This window comes from Caulobacter sp. UNC279MFTsu5.1 (genome assembly GCF_900114015.1).
Taxonomy (GTDB): domain Bacteria; phylum Pseudomonadota; class Alphaproteobacteria; order Caulobacterales; family Caulobacteraceae; genus Caulobacter.
Genome location: NZ_FORN01000015.1, coordinates 1 through 19,960, shown reverse-complemented (window position 1 = coordinate 19,960; position 19,960 = coordinate 1). Strand labels below are relative to the sequence as shown.

Here is a 19,960-nt window from a genome sequence, read left to right as displayed (position 1 = left end):
GAGGACGCGTGATGACCTTCCCCAAGCCCTCCTTCTCGCCGGCCGAGCCGGTCGCGGCCCCGGTGATCGCGCCGCCGCCCCCGGAACCGCGCGCCTCGCGCGGGTCGGAGATCGTCCGTCGGGCGGGCGCGACGGCGGCGGCCGTCGTGCCGCCGCTGTTGACCGTCCTGGCGATCCTGGGCCTCTGGCAGGCGGCGATCGGCGACTCCTACGGCGGGCTGCCGTCGCCGGTCCAGGTGTGGACCGAGTCCAAGGACCTGATCCTCAACCCGTTCTTCGATCACGGCGGGGTCGACAAGGGCCTGTTCTGGCACGTGCTGACCAGCCTCAAGCGGGTCGGGGTCGGCTTCTCGGTCTCGGCGGTCTGCGGCGTGATGCTGGGCGTGCTGATCGGCTCCAACCGCTGGGCGCACCGGGGGCTGGATCCGATCTTCCAGGTTCTGCGCACCGTGCCGCCCCTGGCCTGGCTGCCGATCTCGTTGGCCGCCTTCCGCGAGGCCCAGCCTTCGGCCCTGTTCGTGATCTTCATCACCTCGATCTGGCCGATCATCATCAACACCGCCGTCGGCGTGCGCAACATCCCGACCGACTACGTCAATGTCGCCAAGGTGCTGCGACTGTCGCCGGTCGAGTACTTCTTCAAGATCCTGCTGCCGGCCACCACGCCCTACATCTTCACCGGCCTGCGGATCGGCATCGGCATGAGCTGGCTGGCCATCGTCGCCTCCGAGATGCTGCTGGGCGGCGTCGGCGTCGGGTTCTTCATCTGGGACCAGTACAACGCCTCGCGCATCTCCGACATCATCGTGGCCCTGGCCTGGGTCGGGCTGACCGGCTTCTTCCTCGATCGCCTCGTGGCCCTGCTGGGCCACATCGTCTCGCGCGGCAACGCGGCGAGCTAAGGAGACCTGCATCATGGCCAAGGCCTATCTCTCCATCGAAGGCGTCGGGGTCACCTTCGCCAAGGGCGCCGTCCGCTCCGAGGTTCTGACCGGCGTCGACCTGAAGGTCGACAAGGGCGAGTTCGTCTCGATCATCGGTCATTCCGGCTGCGGCAAGTCCACCCTGCTGAACGTCGTCGCCGGCCTGGTGCCGGTGACCACCGGCGCGGTGATCCTCGACAAGCAGGAGGTCAATGCTCCGGGCCCCGACCGGGCGGTGGTGTTCCAGAACCACTCGCTGCTGCCCTGGCTGTCGGTGCGCGAGAACGTCTCCCTGGCGGTCGACAAGGTGTTCGGCGGGGTGAAGACCGCCGCCGAGCGCCGGGAATGGACGCTGCACAATCTGGAGCTGGTCAAGATGACCCATGCCCTGGACAAGCGGCCCTCGGAAATCTCCGGCGGCATGAAGCAGCGGGTGGGCATCGCCCGCGCCCTGGCCATGGAGCCCAAGGTCCTGCTGCTCGACGAGCCGTTTGGGGCCCTGGACGCCCTGACCCGCGCCCACCTGCAGGACAGCGTCATGGAGATCCACGCCAGCCTGCGCAACACGGTGCTGATGGTCACCCACGACGTCGACGAGGCGGCCCTGCTGTCGGATCGCATCGTGATGATGACCAACGGCCCCCGCGCCGCGATCGGCCAGGTGCTCGACGTGGCCCTCCAGCGTCCGCGCGATCGTCTCGCCGTCGCCGAGGATCCGACCTACATCCACGCCCGGGCGGCGGTGATCGAGTTCCTCTACGCCAGGCGCGCGGCCTAGGTCGTCAATCCTGAGATCAGGTGGACGGGATCGGATCTGAACCGGTCTGGCTCGTCCGCCCAATCGCCGTCCGGTGTGCGTGATTTTACCCCCTTCATCGCTGGGTTGCGAATGGCCGCAGTTGAGATACGAATAACGGTCTCGCTGTAGCCCAGTTCGGGGGAGCGCCTTGGCCGAACCCACGCCAGCAGAATCTCTGGAATCAGCCGCCTTCGGTTTGGCGCGCCCCCCCAGTCCCGCGATCGTGCTGGTCGTCTTCGGCCTCGTCAGCGGCGTTCTGCTGGCCGACGGGCACAGGGTCTATCCCAACCTGCACACCATTCTCGACACGGGCGTGGCCCTGCTGTCGGGAATCTTGGCGCTGAACCTGTGGGGCGCCGGCCAGCATGAGCGCGGCGACATCGCCAAACGTCTGGCCCTCGTCTTCCTGGCGACCTGCGCCATGGAGGTCGTCCATGTCCTCGTGACCGTCGAATGGTCGGGTCCGCTGGCCCCGATCAGGGCCTCCAGCGGGGTTCTGCGGCCGTCGACATGGCCGCCGCCGTCCCACCTGCTGCCCCTGGGCGTGATCGGCGCCCTGATCTGGCCAGCGGGCGGCCGTTCCGGCCTGGCCGTCTTCGCCTTGGCGATCTTGGTGACGGCGGCCGCCCTGTTCGCCGCCTATCAGCATCTGCCAACCTATCTCCCGCCGGGGCCCCTGGGGATCACCCGTCCGACGTTGATCCTGCCCCCCTTGCTTTGGGTCCTGGCGGGTGTCCTGGCGTGGCGGCTGGCCGACCACGACCGGATCGCTGGGGCGCTGCCCACGACAGCGGCCATCCTCGCCTTGGCCAACGGCGTCATGCTCTATTCGCGGTCGCCCGCCGACGCGCCCGCGATGGCCGCGCATCTGGGCAAGATGGCCGGCGACTTCACGCTGCTGTTCTTCCTGTTTCAGACGGCGTCGCGGGACATGCGCGACCGCGTCCAGGCCGAGGCCGCCCTGTCGACGCTCAACGCCGAGCTGGACCAGCGCGTCGCCGAACGCACCGCCGAGCTGGAAGCCGAAACCCTGGAGCGCTGGAAGAGCCAGCGCCTGCTCGAGGCCGTGGTCGAAAACTCTCCCGCCGTCATTTATGTCAAGGCTCTGGACGGCCGCTACCTGATGGTCAATCGCCGCTACGGCGACATCTTCCACATCGACCGCGACGGGATGATCGGGCGCACCGACCACGACATCTTCCCGGCGGAGATCGCCGACGCCTTCCGCTCCATGGACGTGCGCGTGGCCGCGGCCGATCAGCCGCTCACCGAGGAGGAGGTCGCCCCGCACGACGACGGCCCCCACGCCTACATCTCGGTGAAGTCCCCGTTGCGGGACGAGACGGGCCAAGTCTACGCGGTGTTCGGCATCTCGACGGACATCACCGAGCGCAAGGATGCCGAAGCCAAGCTCCATACGCAGCTCGAACGGCTGAGCCTCCTGGACGAGATCACGCGCGCCATCGGTCAACGGCAGGACAACCAGAGCATCTTCCAGGTCGTGGTGCGGAGCATCGAGGACCAGCTGCCGGCCGACTTCGCCTGCCTTTGCCTGTACGACGACCTGGAACGAGCCCTCACGGTCGCCGCCGTCGGGCTCAACAGCCAGGCGTTGGCGCTGGAACTGGCCATGCCGGAACGCGCCCGCGTCGACATCGACGAAAACGGCCTCTCGCAGTGCGTCCGGGGACGACTGGTCTACGAACCGGACATCGCCAACATCCCCTTCCCGTTCCCGCAACGGCTGGCGGGCGGCGGCCTCGGATCGATGGTCTGCGCGCCCCTGCAGGTCGAGAGCAAGGTGTTCGGCGTCCTGGTCGTGGCCCGCTTCCAACCGAACGCCTTCGTCAGCGCCGAATGCGAATTCCTGCGCCAACTGAGTGAACACGTCGCGCTCGCGGCTCACCAGGCCCAGCTGCACACCGCGCTCCAGGCCGCCTATGACGATCTGCGCCAGTCCCAGCAGGCGATCATGCAGCAGGAACGGCTGAAGGCGCTGGGCCAGATGGCCAGCGGCATCGCCCACGACATCAACAACGCCCTGTCGCCGGTCTCGCTCTATACGGAGGCCATGCTCGAAACCGAGACCGGTCTCAGCCCCGCCGGACGCGGTCAACTGGAGATCATCAACCGCGCGGTCGAGGACGTGGGCCAGACGATCGGCAAGATGCGCGAGTTCTACAGGCTGCGGGAAACCCAGCTGGAGACCGAGCCGGTCCAATTGAACGAACTGGTCGATCAGGTCCTGGAGCTCACCCGGGCGCGGTGGAACGACATGGCCATGCAGCGCGGCGTGGTCATCAAGGTCGTAACCGCCCTGGAGCCCGACCTGCCGCTGGTCCTGGGCGTCGCGAGCGAAATCCGCGAAGCGCTGGTCAATCTGGTGTTCAACGCCATCGACGCCCTGCCCGATGGTGGGGTTCTCACGGTCAGCACCGCCAGGATCGGCGGCAACGCCGGCGACGCCGTGCGGGTCAGCGTCGCGGACAACGGGATCGGCATGGACGCCGAGGCCCGTCGGCGATGCCTCGAACCCTTCTTCACCACCAAGGGCGAACGCGGGACGGGTCTGGGCTTGGCGATGGTCTATGGCGTCGCGCAGCGTCACGGCGCCGAACTCGATATCCAATCCTCGCCCGGCGCCGGCGCCGCCGTCTCGCTGACCTTCGCCCGGGCGATCGACGGTCGCGCCGTCCCGGACGCCGCGGCGGTCGCTCCGCGACGCCGGCTGCGGCTGCTGCTGGTGGACGACGATCCCGTTCTGCTCAAGGCGTTGAGCGACGCCCTGGAAAGCGACGGACATGTCGTGACCATCGCCAATGGCGGCGGCGCGGGGATCGAACTCTTCGAGGCCAGCCAGGCCGGCGACCGCTTCGACGCCGTCTTCACCGACCTGGGCATGCCCTATGTCGACGGCCGTCGCGTGGCGACCGCGATCAAGGAGCTGTCGGCCACGACGCCGGTGATCCTGCTCACGGGCTGGGGCCAGGGACTTCTCGCCGACGAGGACATCCCACCCCACATTGATCTGGTGCTGAGCAAACCGCCCAAGCTGCGCGAACTTCGCGCGGCTCTCGCCCGCTTGACGATGTGAGCCGTTCCATGCCCGAACCTCAGAACCCGGCAGACGACGACGTTCGGCGGACGCGCATCCTGATCGTCGATGACGAGGCGGCCAATCTCCAGGCCCTGCGCGTGACGCTCGGCGGCCAGGGCTTCGACGTCACCGGCTTCACCAGTCCGGCCGAGGCGCTGGAAGCGATCACGCCCGGCGCGTTCGACGTGCTGCTGACCGACCTGAAGATGCCGTCGACCACGGGCGTCGAGCTCCTGCAGAAGGCCCACGACCGCGACCCTTACCTGTCCGGGGTCATCATGACCGGCGAAGGGACCATCGCCTCGGCGGTGGAGTCGATGCGCAGCGGCGCCGTCGACTATGTCCTTAAGCCGCTCAAGCTGAGCAATCTGCTGCCCGTCCTGGCCAGCGCCCGCACTCTTGGCCGGCTTCGGCGCGAGAACGACCAACTCGAGCAGAGCGTGCGAGCCCGCACAGCCGAACTGGAGCGGGCGCTCGAAGAGGTCGACCACCACGCCGCCGAACGCCTCAAGGCCGAGCAGGCGCTGATGCAGGCCCAGAAAATCGAGGCCATCGGCCGCCTCACCGGCGGCGTCGCCCACGACTTCAACAACCTGCTCGCCGCCGTGATCGGCAATCTGGAGCTGCTGCAGCGCAAACTTCCGCCCGAGGCGGAGCCGTGCCGCCGGTTCGTCGACAACGCCCTCGAGGCCGCCAACCGCGGCGCCAAGGTCACCGGCCAGCTCCTGGCGTTCTCCCGCACCCAGCGTCTGAGGCTGGAGCCGCTGGAGGTCGACGCCACCTTGCGGCGCAGCGACCCGCTGCTGCGCCAGGCGCTCGGCCCGGGGGTCGATCTCGAGGTGAGCCTGGAGGCCGATGGCGCGTGGGCCAGCACCGACGCCACGCAGCTGGAGCTGGCGGCGCTGAACCTGATCGTCAACGCCCGGGAGGCCTTGCCCGATGGCGGCCTGGTGCGCCTGAGCACGCGCCTCGAACCGGATCGGATCGTCCTGGAGGTCGCGGACACCGGTGTCGGGATGACGCCGGAGGTGCTGGCGCGCGCGACCGAGCCCTTCTTCACCACCAGAACAGGATCCGGCACCGGCCTAGGCCTGGCGCAGGTTCATGGCTTCGCGCGCCAATGCGGCGGCGATTGCGAGATCGACAGCGCTCCGGGCGCCGGCACGCGGGTCCGGGTTTCACTTCCGCGAACCGAGCCCCCCGCCTTGCGCATCGAAGCGCCGCCCGAACCGGTCCAGACGCAGCGAAAAGGCCTTCGGGTGCTCGTCGTCGACGACGACCACCATGTCCGCGAAAGCCTCTGCGAGGCCCTGGTCAGCGAAGGTTTCCTGGTGCGCTCGGCGTCGGACGGCCCCTCGGGACTGGCCCAACTGGAAACCGAGACGCCCGACGCCGTGGTGCTGGACTATGCGATGCCGGGCATGACCGGGGCCGAGGTCGCGCGACGCGCCCAAGCCGCCTATCCCCATCTGCCGATCGTCTTCCTGAGCGGCTATGCGGACTCCCTGGCCCTCGATCAGATCGAGGCCGCCGCCGTCCTGCGCAAGCCGATCGCCATCGCTGACCTCAGCCGGGCGGTGCGCCTGGCGGTCGGTTGACGCTCAGGCCGGCTCGGCCGGGCGCGCGGCGACGGCGGCCGTAGCCGCAAAGGCGCCTAGGCTCGCCAGGAGATCGACGCGGCGCTGACATCTTCGGCGAGATAGGCCCGCAGGTAGGCGGCTAGGTCGCGATATCGAGACTCTCCGTTGGCGTCATAGACCCAGAGTTCCGGCTCGTCCTCGAAGTCCAGCCAAAGCAGGTAGATCCGCTCGTTGTTGTATTCACTACCGGCGAAAAGCGACAACCGTTCAGGTCGGAACAGGGTGGAGGCGTCGTTGGCCCAGCCTTCCGCGCTGGCGGCTTGCATCTGCTTGACGCCTTCGACGAAGGGATCGGTTCCGTTGTTCAACCAAAGGGCCTCCATGTCGGACGTGGAAAGCCAGTGGCCGTGGCTCGCCGTCGTCCATCGGCCACAGAGCTGGAAGCGCTCCTCCAGCATGGGACTGCTGGGCCTGAAAACGCCCGGCGCAAGCGCGGGGATTCCGTGACGGAAGGGTGTCGGCGGCCACATTTTTGGACGCAAGGCCTCTTCGGCGGTCTCCCAATATTTCGCCGTCTGCGCGAACGCCGCTTCGATCAGGGTCTGGGTCAGGATCCAACCCTCTCGAACATCTCCGACGACCTCACGTCGCGCGTTGGATATAGTCAAAGACCTGCTGGTACAGACGCCGGGCGCCCGGCGCCCCGAAGTGTTCTTCCATCAAGGCTTGTGCAAAATCCTGCCTGCCGCAGACGAGCGCGGCGGCGACGACGCGGATGAGTTGGGGGCGGTCGTTCCTCAATCGGCCATCGTTGCGCTCTTGCGCCGCCACCATGTCCTCGGGCGTTGCATAGACGTCTAGGAGCGGCATCGTCCATCGATCCAGGAAGGTGCGGACCTCATCGACGGCGGCGGGAAGATCGTCCAGTTGGCGCACATACCACCGACCCGGGTCGGCCTTCTCCGAGGTGAAGCCGATCGGTTGCTTCGACCTGGCGTCCGAATAGCCCCGCAACGCCCCGGACGCGCCACCCATCATGGCCTCCAGGACGGCGTCCACGGAGGGAATTCGAACTTCCATTCGAGGATAGAGGGCCGCGACGGTGACGGGGTCCTCCTTAGGGCGGGCGTCGAAAGGGAGGTCGATGATCTGCGTCGCGCCAGCGAGGGCTCGCTTGTAGATCAGGCTGTTCCTTCCCCGATGGAAACCATGCTCGGCCATGTACGGGTCGAGGCTTGTCCCGACGGCGGACAGCAGGCCGACCTTGACGTCCTTCCTCATTTCAAGGGTCTCGAAGTAGGGCTCAGGTGAACAGATTTATCCGCTTTTCGATGAATTCAAGAAAATCATCGGCGTATTTCTCGCCAGTCGCCAACGATAGGACGGGGTATTCGTTTCCTTCTATGCCGTTTGCGGTTTGAAATGCGAAAACACCGTCTATATCACTATGGCACAAAGGTATGAGGCTCGAATCTAAACCGTCTTTCATAGCCAATTTGTACATATAGACAATATCGCCACCAACAACATCATCGGGATTTTCAGCATAGATGCTAAAAATTTCCTCGCCTCCAATTTCTCCACCACTGTAATTTGCGAGCCACCACTTATAAGATTGAGGCAGCGGGTTTCCGATATTTTTTTCGGCAGCGGCAATCCATTCCGAACTCACGCCATCTCCGAAATCCGCGAACTCAGCGATCGATCGATTGCGCTCGATTAGGTCGATAGTTCTTTTGTAGGCAAGTTCATCCATGGCTCAAAACCCTGTGGACCGGTTTATCCAGTAGCTTTCCCTCCACGAATTGAATGCCGATCGATCAATTCCTGAAGGAAGTTGTCCAGTATTGATATGTAGGGTGCTGTAGTACTTCTGGTGCATGCTCCCCGATACCTCGGCTATTCCACCATTCTGAGTTTGTGTCAGGTGGTGAAGATTAACCGCTTTCCCATCAGTTCCAATTGGAGCGCGTCCGGTCGCCATGCGCTCGATGTTGGTTCCCGTAACAGTTTTTCCCCTCACTTTCCAAGAACTGGTCGCCTGCGGATCGAACAGGTCGTTCCTTTGGAAGACCTTATTTCCCTTGAATGTGGTGGAAGTTTTCCAAAATTGTGGAGTGAATGCACAACCGGCGAGGCCTAGCGGGTCCACCCATGCATTGGGATCGAACACATAGGCCGCCGCGTTCAGTCCGCCCTCGAGCCCGATCGGGTCGGGGCTGACATACCGGGCGACGCCGGGATCGTAATACCGGAAACGGTTGTAGTGCAGGCCGGTCTCGGGGTCGGCGTACTGGCCCTGGAAGCGGATCGGGTTGTCGACCACCGCCTCGGCCTTGCGGGCCACCGCGCCCCAGGCGGTGAAATCGTCGCGCCAGGTGACGACGCCGTTGTCGTTGGTCAGCTCCTGCGGGGTGCCGGCCGCGTCCAGCTGGAAGTGGTGCAGCTCGGCGGCCTGGTCCGGCGCCGTCCGCCGCGCCAGCGCCAGCGGGCGGAAGCTGCCCGGCTCGTGCAGGTACAGCGTGGCCAGCGGATCGGCCGCCGCGCCGTCCGGGTCCGCCGCCGCCTCGCCCAGCAGGACGTCGCCGTCCCAGTAGAAGATCGTCCGCGCCAGTTTCAGCTCGGGCGGCGCGGCGCCGGGCTCGGCGTTGGCCGGCGGCGGCGGCGCGTATCCCGACTCCTTCCAGGCGCGCCGGCCCAGGGCGTCGTAGCCGAAGCGGGTGACGCGCAGGCCGCGGCGGGACCGCTCGACCACCTCGGTCAGCATGCCGGCGCCGTCATAGGCGTAGCGCAGCTCGCGGCCGTCTCCGGCCCCGCGCAGCTCGCGGACGCGCCGGCCGTCGGCGTCGTACTCGAAGCGCCGGTCACCCCAGACCCGCAGCCGGTCTCCCGTCGCCACGCCTTCGACGCCCAGCGGACCGGCCGGCAGGACGTTGCCGGAGGGGTCGACGACGAAGGCCTCGGGCGTCGCGCCGTCCACGCCGACCAGGCGGTCGTTGACGTCATAGCGGTAGCGCTTCACGCCGCGCGTCAGGTCGTCCAGCGCCAGCAGTTGTCCGTAGGGGTCGTAGGTGTAGCGCCGCTCGATCACCGGCGCCGCGGTCCCGCCACGCAGGCCGTGCTGGTGGAGCAGGAAGCCCGCCGCGTCGTACTCGCTGCGCACCTTCAGCGCTCCGGCCTGGCGGGCCACTTCGCGGCCGGCCTGGTCGCGCGCGACGGCCGCGACCAGGCGTCCATCTAGCGACACGGTGCTGAAGTCGTCGCCGGCGTCGTATGCGACCGCGATGGCGCGGCCGTCGGGCAGCTGGGTGGCGATCCGTCGTCCCCGGCCGTCGTAGCGGTGGACGAGCTCGATCCCGTCCTGGGTTTCGCCGACCAGTTGTCCGGCCGCGTCATAGGCCAGGACCACCGAGCGGTCGGAGGTGGTCGCGCCGATCATTCTCCCCGCCGCGTCCCAGGCGAAGCGGTGCAGCCGGCCGTCGGCGAAATTGGCCTGGATCACCCGACCGGCCTCGTCGCGGCGGTAGCGGGCCGTCCCGGCGGCGTCGCGGCGTTCGACCAGTTGGTCGCCCGCATCCCATCCATAGTGAATCTGACGGCCGTCGAACCCGGTCTCGCGCACCACCCGACCGGCCGGATCGATATCGAAGCGGTGGACTTCGCCCTTGGCGTTAGTCAGGGCGACCAGTTGCAGCGTGGCATTGTAGGTGTAGCGGAGCGTGTCGCCGGCGGGGTCGGTGCGGCTGACCGGGAACGGCAGGCCGGCATAGTCCCAGGACGTAGCCCGGCCTCGCGGATCGACATGCCGGATGACCTGGTCCTCGGCGTCGTAGTCGAGGCGCACCCGCGCGCCGTCGCGCGCCCGCGTGAGGGCGACGACATTGCCGTTGGCGTCGCGCTCGTAATGTGTGGTCTCGCCGTCGACGGTGACGCTGCGGGGGCGACCCAGGGCGTCGTGGCGCAGGTCTCGGCGGGCCTCGCGCCCGTCGCTCTCCCAGGCCAGCAGCCCCTGGGCGTCCCAGCCGTAGCGGCGGAAGATCCCCTCGCCGTCCCGGATCGCCAGCGGCAGGCCGCGGTCGTCGCGCAGGAACCAGGTCTCGCGACCCAGCGGGTCGGTCGTCGAGACCAACTGGCCGCGCGCGTCGTAAGCGTAATGGGTCACGCCGCCGGTCGGATGGGTGGCGAACAGCGGCAGGCCAAGGCTCGGCGACGACAGCGACGCCGTGTCGACCAGGTCCGCGAAGCCCGCGCGGATCGAGGCGCCGTCGGGGGCGGTCTGCCGGACGAGGCGATTCAGGTCGTCATAGGCGAAGGCGGACGTGCGGCCCTCACCGTCCTTGTATTCCAGCAAGGCGCCGGCTTCCGACCAGAGCCAGTGTTGTTCGTGGCCCAGCGGGCCGCGTTCCAGCACCACCAGGCCGATCCGGTTGTAGGCATAGAGGGTCTCGCCCCCCTGGTCGTCGGTGACCAGGGTGACGTGGTCGTCGGGCCGGTAGTCGAACCGGCAATAGTAGAGATTGCCGTCGCCCCAGGTCTCGATGCACCGGGCCCGGCGGCCCAGGGCCGGGTCGTCCCAGCGGAAGTAGAACCTGAACCCGCCGCGGCGCTGCTCCTCGACGATCAGGTGCTCGACGCAACGATAGCGCGTGACGCCGCCACGGGCGTCCGTCGCCTGGATCAGGTCGCCTTCGGCACTATAGGCGTAGGAGACCAGGCGCTGGCGCGTGCCGGAAACGGTGGGGTGAGGAGCGTCGATCTCGACGATGCGCCCGGCCTCGTCGCTGACCACCTGGAGACGTCGGCCGCCGACGTCGATCAGGGCCAGGATGCGCCCCTTGGCGTCCCGATCGATCTGAATATGGTTTCCAGCCGCGTCCCGCACCCCGACCAGGCGGTGAAGGCCGTCGGGATAGCGACGGAAAAGGTGGCTCAGGCCATCATAGCCGGCGATCCGATAGCCGTCGCCCTCGGCATGCAGGACCAGGCGCTCCGACAGGTTGACCATCGGTTCGCCGGGGCGGGCGATCGGGAAGAACGCCAGGCGGCCGTCGTCCAGGCGCGCCCGGACCAGACCCTCGCGCGGCAGAACCTCCAGCGCCATGTCGAACGGGTGCGACCAGCCCGAGCCGAGGTCGCCATCGATGTTGGACGACGAGTTCCATCGCCGCGTCCAGGTCAGCGGCAGCGGACCGGGAAGTTCGAAGTCGGTGTGTTCGACGATCAATTCTCCGGTCGCGACGTCCACCGGGTGGCCGCGCAGGCTGCGGATCGCGTTGCGCGCTCCGGGAACGCCGGCCAGTTCGCCGATCGTCTCGCCGGCGATACGACCCTTCTCGCCCCAGAAGGCCTCGCCGATCGCCCCGCCGATCATCTTGCCGGCCAGGCTGGAGACGACGCCCAGGGCGACGTTGCCGACGAAGGCGCCGACCGCCGCCAGACCGCCCAGCGCGGCGCCGAAGAGTCCCGCGCCCAGGGCCACGCCGCCGCCGATGATCATCATCCACTTGGCGGTGGAGCTCATCCATTCGGGGATCTCGGGGCTGATCGGCAGGAAGGTCCCCGGCTCGGCGCCGATGGTGACGTTCGGCGAACCGGCGGCGATCGTCCCGTCGCATTCGGTCTTGTCGCCCTTGCGGGCCGCCGGCAGGCCGTTGATCCCGACCGTCTTGCTGCCTTGTGCAATGCGCTTGGGAACCTGACCGTGCTTGATGCAGGCCACGATGTCCATGACGCCGCGCGCCGCCGGCCGGCCGTTGACGAAGACATTCAGCGAACCGGTGAGGATCGGCCCGCTGGGCACGCTCATCAGCCCGCCCAGCACGCCTCCCGCCATGGCGCCCGCGCCGACCCCCGCGACGATCCCGCCCAACGCAGCCACCGCCGCGACCCCGGCGCAGAGCGACAAACCGCCGGTGAACGGCGCCGCGACCACCGCGCCCAGCAGAGCCACCCCCACCGCCAAGCCAACGGCCGCGCCGATCAGGAAGCCGAGCATGGCGTTGGAGTGCTCGATCTGGTCGCCCACGCGGGCGGCCGCTAGGGCGGCTTCCATCGTCAGGCCTCCACGCCTAGAGCCACTTGAACCCGCCGAGCATGTCCAGGAACAACGGATCGACCGCCTCGAAGTCGCTGTCCAGCGCGGTGTTCACCAGGGTGATCAGCCGTCCGTCGTCGAGCGGCACATAGATCTGGCGCTGGCGCAGCAGACCCGAACCGGCGTCCCAGCGGAACAGGATCTCCAGGCCCCGCCGGCCGTCCACGAGGACTTCCCGGCGACCGATCAGGGTGAATTTCTTGGCCTGGCGAGCCAGGTCCGCCGCCTGGGCATCGACGAACGCCTCGATGGTCTTGTCGGTGGGGAGTCGGTCATAGGTCGCCAGGATGTTCGGAACCACCGCCTGGCCGGGCCGGGGCTGGGCGGACCACGCGATCATCCGGCGATCCTTCCAATCATCCGGCGCCTGGAACGAGAATTCGGCGGTGCGGCAGTCCTGCGGCATGGCTTCCCCGATAGAGAGCTCAGTTCAACGTTGAGCATGTCTTCTTCGCGGCCATGCGCCATCGAACGGCGCACGCCCTGCGCCGGGATAGGTCGCAGATGGCAACTCTCAATTGAACGCCCGGTTCCATCAGACCTGTTGAGCGTTGGAACTTTTTATTGGAGGGGTTCAGAGCAGCGAGCTTCATGCCGGGTATCGGAATGACGGCGTCGGGATGGTCTCTGAACGGATTCCTTCATGCGCCAACGCCTCAAGGCGGCGCAGGCCGTCGTCGAGGACCAGGGTCGGCGGTTCGGCCGGTTCGCCGTCCCCGGCCTCGTCCATGAATGAGGCCGGCAGGCCATCGCAGCCAGGAGTTGTCTTGAGGTCGCCCTCGAACCGCCCCGGCTGAGAACCTCACACGCGCGTTAAGGTCGTTCCACGAAGCACCAGGCGCGCGCTTTCGTTGGCCTTGAGGCTGATTGTGACAACCGAGCCGGAGCAGATCACGGTATGGCGACCGTCTGCCTTGGCGGTCAGCACCGCCTCGGTGAGCTTGCCGCCCGCCCAGTGGATGTCGACGCCGACCCCGCCCCGCGCTCGCAGGCCGGTGATGCGCCCGGTCGGCCAGGCCGATGGCAAGGCGGGCAGCAGGTAGATGTGGTCGTTGCGGCTTTGCAGGACCATTTCGGTCATGCCCGAGGTCCCGCCGAAATTGCCGTCGATCTGGAACGGCGGATGGGCGTCGAACATGTTCGGATAGGTCCGCTCCGGGCTCAGCAGCAGCTTCAGGATCCCGTGGGCATGGTCGCCGTCGCCCAGGCGCGACCACAGGTTCAGGCGCCAGGCGATGGCCCAGCCGGTCGAGAGGTCGCCTCGCGTGACCAGGGTCGTCCTGGCGGCCGCCGCTAGCTTGGGCGTGGTGTCGATCGAGATCTGGTCCGAGGGGAACAGGCCATAGAGGTGCGAGACGTGGCGATGGTGGATGTCGGCCGCGCCGGCGTCCCAATCCTCCTGCCACTCCTGCAGTTGACCGTCCTTGCCGATCTTGTAGGGGGCCAGCTTGTCGCGGGCGGCTTTCAGCTCGGCGACGAAGCTTTCGTCGGCGCCCAGAATGTCCTCCGCCTTCAGGCAGTTGGTGAAGAGGTCGCGGACGATCGCCTGGTCCATGGTCGGACCGGCCGCCAGGGACGAGCCGTGACCGTGATCGTTCTCCGGCGAAAGCGACGGACTGGTGACCAGCACGCCGAACTTCGGATCGACCACCAGGGTGTCGAGGAAGAACCGGGCCGAGCCCTTCATCAGCGGATAGACCCGCGCCAGATAGGCCGTATCGCGATTGTAGTCGTAGTGGTCGAAGACGTGCTTGCAGAGCCAGGCGCCGCCGGTGGGCCAGACACCGTAGACCGCCCCGTCGATCGGCGCGGTGGCGCGCCAAAGATCGGTGTTGTGGTGCGCGACCCATCCCCGCGCGTCGTACATGACCTTGGCCGTCCGTGCGCCGGTCTCGGCGATGTCCCGCACCAGGGCGATCAGCGGCTCGACCAGTTCCGGCAAGCCGGTCGGCTCGGCGGGCCAATAGTTCATCTCGGTGTTGATGTTGATCGTGTATTTGCTTCCCCAGGGCGCAGAGGTCATGTCGTTCCAGACGCCCTGCAGGTTGGCCGGTTGCCCGCCCGGCCGCGAACAGGCGATCAGCAGGTAGCGGCCGTACTGGTAGTAGAGCGCCGCCAGGGACGGGTCGTCGGCGGTCGAAGATGACCTGATCCGCTCGTCGGTCGGCGAGAGCTCGGCCCGCGTGCGGCCGAAGTCGACGTCCACGCGACGGAACAGGGACCGATGATCGGCCTGATGGTCCGACAGCAGCCCGGTCCAGGATTTACCGGCCAGCCGGGCCAGGGTCGCCCTGTTCAGCGCCGTCGGGTCGCCTGACACATCGTCATAGCGGCGGTAGCTGGTGGCGGCCGCGATGAGCAACACCACCTCGTCGGCGCCGGTCACCGAGAGCTTCCCGCCCTCCCCGCCGACCTGGCCGCCCTTGGCGCGCACCTCGACGCGGCACTCGAACTTCAGCCGAGCCGGAACGCCTTGCTGGCTGTCGTTCAAGCCCGTCAGCACCAAGGCCCCGCCCACGACGGCGGATTCGGATTTCAGCGGGCAGGCGAAGCCGAGGTTCACCGCGATCGCGCCCTTGCGGTTGGCGCGCAAACGCACCGCGACCACACCGGCCGGCGCGCTGGCGATCACCTCCCGGACATAGCCAACACCGCCTGCGGTGAAGGTCGTCGTGGCGATCGCCCCATCCAGATCGAGGTCTCGGACATAGTCGCTCGCCGTTTCCGCCAGGCCTGGAAAGTCGAGCTTGAGGTCGCCAATCGTCTGGTAGGACATCTGGGTCTTTGGCACGGCCATGAACTTGGCGTCGGCCAGCGCCGTGGCCTTGGCGTACTCGCCCGCGTCGATCAGGCGACGGATTTCCGGCAAGGCTGCCAGGCCCGCCGGGGGGGCCGGATCATAGGGGCCGCCGGCCCACAGGGTGTCCTCGTTCAGTTGCAGCCGCTCGGCCGCGACGCCGCCGAACACCATGGCGCCCAGCTTGCCCGAGCCGACCGGCAGGGCTTCGACCCATTTCTTCGCCGGCTGGCGATACCAGAGGCGCAGCGGCGATCGCTTGGGCGTCGCTGCGCGAGACGAAGCACCGGCAAGAGCCGTGGAAGCGCCAAGGGCGGCGAGCGTGGACCGACGAGTCAGGGTCATATGGCTCTCGAAGCATTGTCGGGGAAATCGTTGAACGGGCCGCCCGACCGGGCGTCACTGGCCACGGCGAGCGAGTCAATTACTCCGACAAGTTATGACAACGCCGCCCGGGCGCAAGACGGCCATTGCTCCCGGAGATCAAAGTTCACGCTTCGAACGTTAGCGCTACCATTTGCGAATTTCGCCGACTAGGATGAGGTGGAGCCCGGCTTGCGACCGACCGTCGTCGTGCGATTTGCCGTACAAGAAAAACGCGATCAATCGCGATCCTTCGGAGGGAATTCAGCCAGGTGATCCGCCCAAGCCTTATCGCCCTTTGCCTCCTGGTCGCCGGCACCGCGCAGGCTCGCGCCCCGCTGCGCCCGGCCAGCGATCGACCGGACGCGCCGAAGGCCGCGTTCGACTGGTTCGAGTACACGGGCGCCGATCCGTCGGACGCGGCGTTCAAGCCGACCTCGGCCCAGTACGCCAACCCGATTCTCAAGGGGACCTACCCCGACCCCGCCGTCATGCGGGTGGGCCAGGACTTCTATCTCGCCAGCTCGACCTTCGCCTGGTTCCCGGGCCTTCCGGTCTTTCACTCCACCGATCTGGTGCACTGGAATCAGATCGGCAACGCCATCGATCGCCCCGGCATGCTCGACTTCAAGCGGCTGGGCCTGTCGCGCGCCGTTTTCGCGCCGACGCTGAGCCATCGCGACGGGCTGTTCTATATCCTGAACACCTGCGTCGATTGCGGCGGCAACTTCCTGATCACCGCCAAGGACCCGAAAGGTCCGTGGTCCGATCCGGTCTGGTTGCCGGCCGTGGCGGGCATCGATCCGTATCTTTTCTTCGACGACGACGGCGGCGCCCTGATCGTCTTCAATGGTGAGCCGCCGGGAAAGCCCGAATACAGCGGCCATCGCGCCATCTGGGCGATCGGCTACGACGCCAGGACCCAGAAGACCATCGGCGAACCCAAGCTGCTGCTCGACAAGGGCGTCAACCCCGCCGCCAAGCCGATCTGGCCGGAAGGACCTCATATCCTCAAGAAGGACGGCTGGTACTATCTGGTCGCCGCCGAGGGCGGCACGGCCGAGGGCCACAGCCAGGTCGTCCTGCGATCGAAGAGCGCTTTGGGGCCGTACGCTCCGTACACGCACAATCCGATCCTGACCCAGCGCGGCCTTCCGAAGAATCGCCCGCTTCCGATCACCTCCGCGGGTCACGCCACCCTGGTCGACACCCCGGACGGCAAGTGGTGGGCGACGTTCCTGGCGGTCCGTCCCTATGGCGACGATCTCTACAACACCGGCCGCGAGACCTTCCTGCTGCCCGTCGAGTGGAAGGATGGCTGGCCGATCATTCTGGAGGACGGCAGGACCATCCCCTACGTCCACGCCAAGCCCGACCTGCCCGCGACGGCGCCTGCGCCGCCCCCCACCGCCGGCGCCTTCACCGTCCGCGAGGAGTTCGACGGCCAGGCCCTGCCGCTCAGCTGGGTCACGTTGCGGATCCCGCAGCAACGCTGGTGGCGGCTCGAGTCCGGGAAGCTGGTACTGACCGCGCGCCCTGAAACGATCGGGGGGATGACCCAGCCGTCGTTCTGGGGTCGCCGGCAGCAGCACATCAACGCCAGCGCCTCGACCCTGATGCGCTTCGATCCGGCCAAGGCGGGCGACAAGGCCGGCATGGTCGCCGTGCAGAACGACGACCACTTCTTCTTCCTGGGCCTGACCCGCGACGCCAGCGGCCAGGCCAAGATCGTGCTCGAGCGCCGCGCCGGTTCCGGAGATCCGGTTGACGGCGTCCAGGTCGCCAGCGCCCCTGTCGCCCCCAAGGCCGGCGCGCCGGTCTGGCTGAAAATCACGGCCCGCGGCGGTCTCTACGATTTCGCCTATGCGCTCGCGCCGGGTCGGTGGACGACCTTGAAGGCCGGCGAGGATGGAACGATCCTCTCGACCAAGAAGGCTGGCGGCTTCGTCGGCGCGCTGCTGGGCGTCTACGCCCACGAGGGGCTGGCGGACCCGGGGCAAGACCGATGAAGGACGCTCCGGCGTCGGACGGCGCCCCGGCGGGACAGACCTGAACCACAGCAACAGAGGGCGACGCAGCCGGGAGATCGCCGGCGCGCCGACATCCAAGGGAGAAGACATGATCAAACTGACCGTTCCGATGACCGCCTGCGCCCTGGCCTTGGCGCTGACGCCGACCCTGGTTCTGGCCCAGGCCAAGGCCGACTCGCCGATCGCCGTGAAGATCGACGCCGGCGCGCCGGGCCCCAAGATCGACCGCAACATCTTCGGCCAGTTCGCCGAGCACCTGGGGACGGGCATCTACGGCGGCGTCTGGGTGGGCAAGGACTCGCCGATCCCCAACACCCGCGGCATCCGCAACGACGTCGTCCAGGCCCTGCGCGCCATCAAGGTTCCCAATGTCCGCTGGCCGGGCGGCTGCTTCGCCGACGAATATCACTGGCGCCATGGGATCGGCCCGGCCGAGGGCCGGCGCAAGACGATCAACTCCAACTGGGGCGGCGCGGTCGAGCCGAACACCTTCGGCACCGACGAGTTCATGGACTTCGTCGATCAGATCGGCAGCGAGGCCTATGTCTCGGTCAATGTCGGGTCCGGCTCGGTGCAGGAAGCGGCCGAATGGGTCGAGTACATGACCGCCGATCCACAGACGACGGCGGGCAAGGAACGCGCCGCCAACGGCCATCCCGCGCCATACAAGGTCAAGTATCTGGGCCTCGGCAACGAAAGCTGGAGCTGCGGCGGGGCGATGACCCCCGTGTCCTACACCGACGAAATGAAGCGCTACGCCCGCTTCGTCCGAAACTACAATCCCAAGCAGACGGGCGCCGAGGCGATGCAGCGGATCGCCGTCGGCCCCAACCAGGCCGACACCGCCTATACCGAGGCGGTGATGGCCTCGCAGAAAGGGCACGACTGGGCCTGGAACATCGAAGGCCTGTCGCTGCACTCCTACACGACCGGCGGCTGGCCCCCGTCGTACTCCAGCACGAAGTTCGACGAGACCGCCTACGCCAAGCTGGTCAAGGAAACCCTGGGCATGGACGGCCTGATCGCCCAGCACGCGGCGATCATGGATAAATACGATCCCGAGAAGAAGGTGCCGCTGGTCGTCGACGAGTGGGGCGTCTGGCTGGCGCCGCTGGAAAACACCAATCCCGGCTTCCTCGCGCAGCAGAATTCATTGCGCGATGCGATCGTCGCGGCCCTGAACCTCAACATCTTCGCGCGCCACGCCGACCGGGTGCGGATGACCAACATCGCCCAGATGATCAACGTCCTGCAGGCGATGATCCTGACCGACAAGGACAAGATGGTCCTGACCCCGACCTATCATGTCTACAAGATGTACCTGCCGTTCCAGGACGCGACGTCCCTCCCCGTCAGCTTCGACGCCGGATCTTATGTACAAGGCGACATCAAGCTGCCGCGCGTGGACGCGATCGCGGCGCGCGACGCCCAGGGCAAGCTGTGGCTGGCCGTGACCAACCTCGATCCCACGCGCCCGGCATCGATCCTGGCCAACCTTTCGGGCGCCAAGGCCGCGAATGCTCGCGGCCAGGTCCTGACCGCCGCGCGCGTCGATGCGGTCAACACCTTCGAAGCGCCCGGCGCCGTGACGCCCAAGCCCTTCAGCGCCAAGGCAGGGCGCGACGGCCTCAAGCTGGACATCCCCGCCAAGTCGATCGTCGTGGTGCAGCTGGAGCCCTAGATCCAACGGGAACCCAAGCCGCCAGTGACACGGCGGCTTGGGTTCCGACTCTATTCCGCCGACCGTTTGGCCTGGATCGTCTCCGGCGGACGGGGACGGGCCGCGCGCCGAACCTTGCTACTTCAGTGGTTGTCGCGGGGCAGGCCCTTGGTCTGGGCGATACGCTGGTACTTGACGGCGGGTTCGAGGACGGCGCCGGTCTCCATCTGGCCAATGATGGCGCGCTGGATCTCCTGCCAGGGGGTCTGGCTTTCGGGGTACTGATAGCCGCCGGCCGCCTCCAGCGCCTTGCGGCGCGCGACGATCTCCTCGGGCGTGACCAGCACGTCGACCCGCGACTTGCGCAGGTCCACCCGCACCCGGTCGCCGGTCCTGAGCAGGGCCAGGCCGCCGCCGGCCGCCGCCTCGGGCGAGGCGTTGAGGATCGAGGGCGAGCCTGAGGTGCCCGACTGGCGTCCGTCGCCGATGCACGGCAGCTGGTGGATCCCCTGCTTGATCAGGTAATCGGGGGCCCGCATGTTGACCACCTCGGCCGCGCCGGGATAGCCGACCGGCCCGGCCCCGCGCATGAACAGCACGCTGCGCTCGGTGATCCC

At 67.4% G+C, this 19,960-nt stretch carries 13 protein-coding genes; 6 read left to right on the top strand and 7 right to left on the bottom strand.

The features are described 5' to 3' along the window. The first annotated feature begins 11 nt into the window (after positions 1-11). The 4 genes from ntrB (at position 12) to BM066_RS10605 (ending at position 6,417) form a co-directional block, all read left to right on the top strand. Positions 12-902, top strand: a complete 891-nt coding sequence (gene ntrB, locus BM066_RS10620; RefSeq protein WP_089927332.1) for a nitrate ABC transporter permease — start codon at positions 12-14, stop codon at positions 900-902. A 13-nt stretch (positions 903-915) separates the two neighbouring features. Beyond that, entirely contained in the window at positions 916-1,701 is a 786-nt protein-coding gene (locus BM066_RS10615; protein WP_089927328.1) for an ABC transporter ATP-binding protein, read from the top strand. A gap of 217 nt (positions 1,702-1,918) precedes the next feature. Then, a complete protein-coding gene (locus BM066_RS10610) occupies positions 1,919-4,816 on the top strand; it encodes a hybrid sensor histidine kinase/response regulator (RefSeq protein ID WP_255367549.1) in 2,898 nt (965 codons plus the stop codon). 8 nt (positions 4,817-4,824) lie between these two features. Further along, positions 4,825-6,417, top strand: coding sequence for a response regulator (locus BM066_RS10605; RefSeq protein ID WP_089927325.1), 1,593 nt, complete (start codon positions 4,825-4,827; stop codon positions 6,415-6,417). A gap of 56 nt (positions 6,418-6,473) precedes the next feature. On the opposite strand, the gene BM066_RS26665 is transcribed toward BM066_RS10605, so the two are convergent. The 6 genes from BM066_RS26665 to BM066_RS10575 all read right to left on the bottom strand — a co-directional run bounded on the left by BM066_RS26665 (position 6,474) and on the right by BM066_RS10575 (position 15,635). Continuing rightward, a complete protein-coding gene (locus tag BM066_RS26665; RefSeq protein WP_218150903.1) occupies positions 6,474-7,067 on the bottom strand; it encodes a hypothetical protein in 594 nt (197 codons plus the stop codon). Beyond that, positions 7,042-7,680, bottom strand: coding sequence for a hypothetical protein (locus BM066_RS10595; protein ID WP_089927319.1), 639 nt, complete (start codon positions 7,678-7,680; stop codon positions 7,042-7,044). Before BM066_RS10595 ends, BM066_RS26665 begins: the two co-directional genes overlap by 26 nt. Positions 7,681-7,702: 22 nt before the next feature. Beyond that, a complete protein-coding gene (locus BM066_RS10590; RefSeq protein ID WP_089927316.1) occupies positions 7,703-8,155 on the bottom strand; it encodes an SMI1/KNR4 family protein in 453 nt (150 codons plus the stop codon). Between the two features lie 3 nt (positions 8,156-8,158). Continuing rightward, positions 8,159-12,451, bottom strand: coding sequence for an RHS repeat-associated core domain-containing protein (locus BM066_RS10585; protein ID WP_089927314.1), 4,293 nt, complete (start codon positions 12,449-12,451; stop codon positions 8,159-8,161). 16 nt (positions 12,452-12,467) lie between these two features. Then, positions 12,468-12,899, bottom strand: coding sequence for a DcrB-related protein (locus tag BM066_RS10580; RefSeq protein ID WP_089927311.1), 432 nt, complete (start codon positions 12,897-12,899; stop codon positions 12,468-12,470). 396 nt (positions 12,900-13,295) lie between these two features. Next, positions 13,296-15,635: a glycoside hydrolase family 95 protein gene (locus BM066_RS10575; RefSeq protein WP_089927308.1), complete on the bottom strand. Its 2,340-nt coding sequence runs from the start codon at positions 15,633-15,635 to the stop codon at positions 13,296-13,298. A 290-nt stretch (positions 15,636-15,925) separates the two neighbouring features. Between BM066_RS10575 and BM066_RS10570 the strand changes: the two genes are divergently transcribed. Then, positions 15,926-17,662 carry a glycoside hydrolase family 43 protein gene (locus tag BM066_RS10570; RefSeq protein ID WP_089927303.1) on the top strand — a complete coding sequence of 579 codons (1,737 nt, stop codon included), beginning with the start codon at positions 15,926-15,928 and terminating at the stop codon, positions 17,660-17,662. Positions 17,663-17,771: 109 nt separating this feature from the next. Next, complete coding sequence (locus BM066_RS10565; protein WP_089927299.1) at positions 17,772-19,364, top strand: alpha-N-arabinofuranosidase; 1,593 nt, start codon at positions 17,772-17,774, stop codon at positions 19,362-19,364. A gap of 122 nt (positions 19,365-19,486) precedes the next feature. On the opposite strand, the gene BM066_RS10560 is transcribed toward BM066_RS10565, so the two are convergent. After that, positions 19,487-19,960, bottom strand: a 474-nt coding sequence (locus BM066_RS10560; RefSeq protein ID WP_177218431.1) for an IlvD/Edd family dehydratase, incomplete at its 5' end; no start/stop codon positions are given.

Excerpts from the sequence above, each read along its gene's own strand:
- ntrB (WP_089927332.1), top strand. The coding sequence starts at position 12 with ATGACCTTCCCCAAGCCCTCCTTCTCGCCGGCCGAGCCGGTCGCGGCC.
- BM066_RS10615 (WP_089927328.1), top strand. The coding sequence starts at position 916 with ATGGCCAAGGCCTATCTCTCCATCGAAGGCGTCGGGGTCACCTTCGCC.
- BM066_RS10605 (WP_089927325.1), top strand. The coding sequence starts at position 4,825 with ATGCCCGAACCTCAGAACCCGGCAGACGACGACGTTCGGCGGACGCGC.
- BM066_RS10595 (WP_089927319.1), bottom strand. The coding sequence starts at position 7,680 with ATGAGGAAGGACGTCAAGGTCGGCCTGCTGTCCGCCGTCGGGACAAGC.
- BM066_RS10590 (WP_089927316.1), bottom strand. The coding sequence starts at position 8,155 with ATGGATGAACTTGCCTACAAAAGAACTATCGACCTAATCGAGCGCAAT.
- BM066_RS10585 (WP_089927314.1), bottom strand. The coding sequence starts at position 12,451 with ATGGAAGCCGCCCTAGCGGCCGCCCGCGTGGGCGACCAGATCGAGCAC.
- BM066_RS10580 (WP_089927311.1), bottom strand. The coding sequence starts at position 12,899 with ATGCCGCAGGACTGCCGCACCGCCGAATTCTCGTTCCAGGCGCCGGAT.
- BM066_RS10575 (WP_089927308.1), bottom strand. The coding sequence starts at position 15,635 with ATGACCCTGACTCGTCGGTCCACGCTCGCCGCCCTTGGCGCTTCCACG.
- BM066_RS10565 (WP_089927299.1), top strand. The coding sequence starts at position 17,772 with ATGATCAAACTGACCGTTCCGATGACCGCCTGCGCCCTGGCCTTGGCG.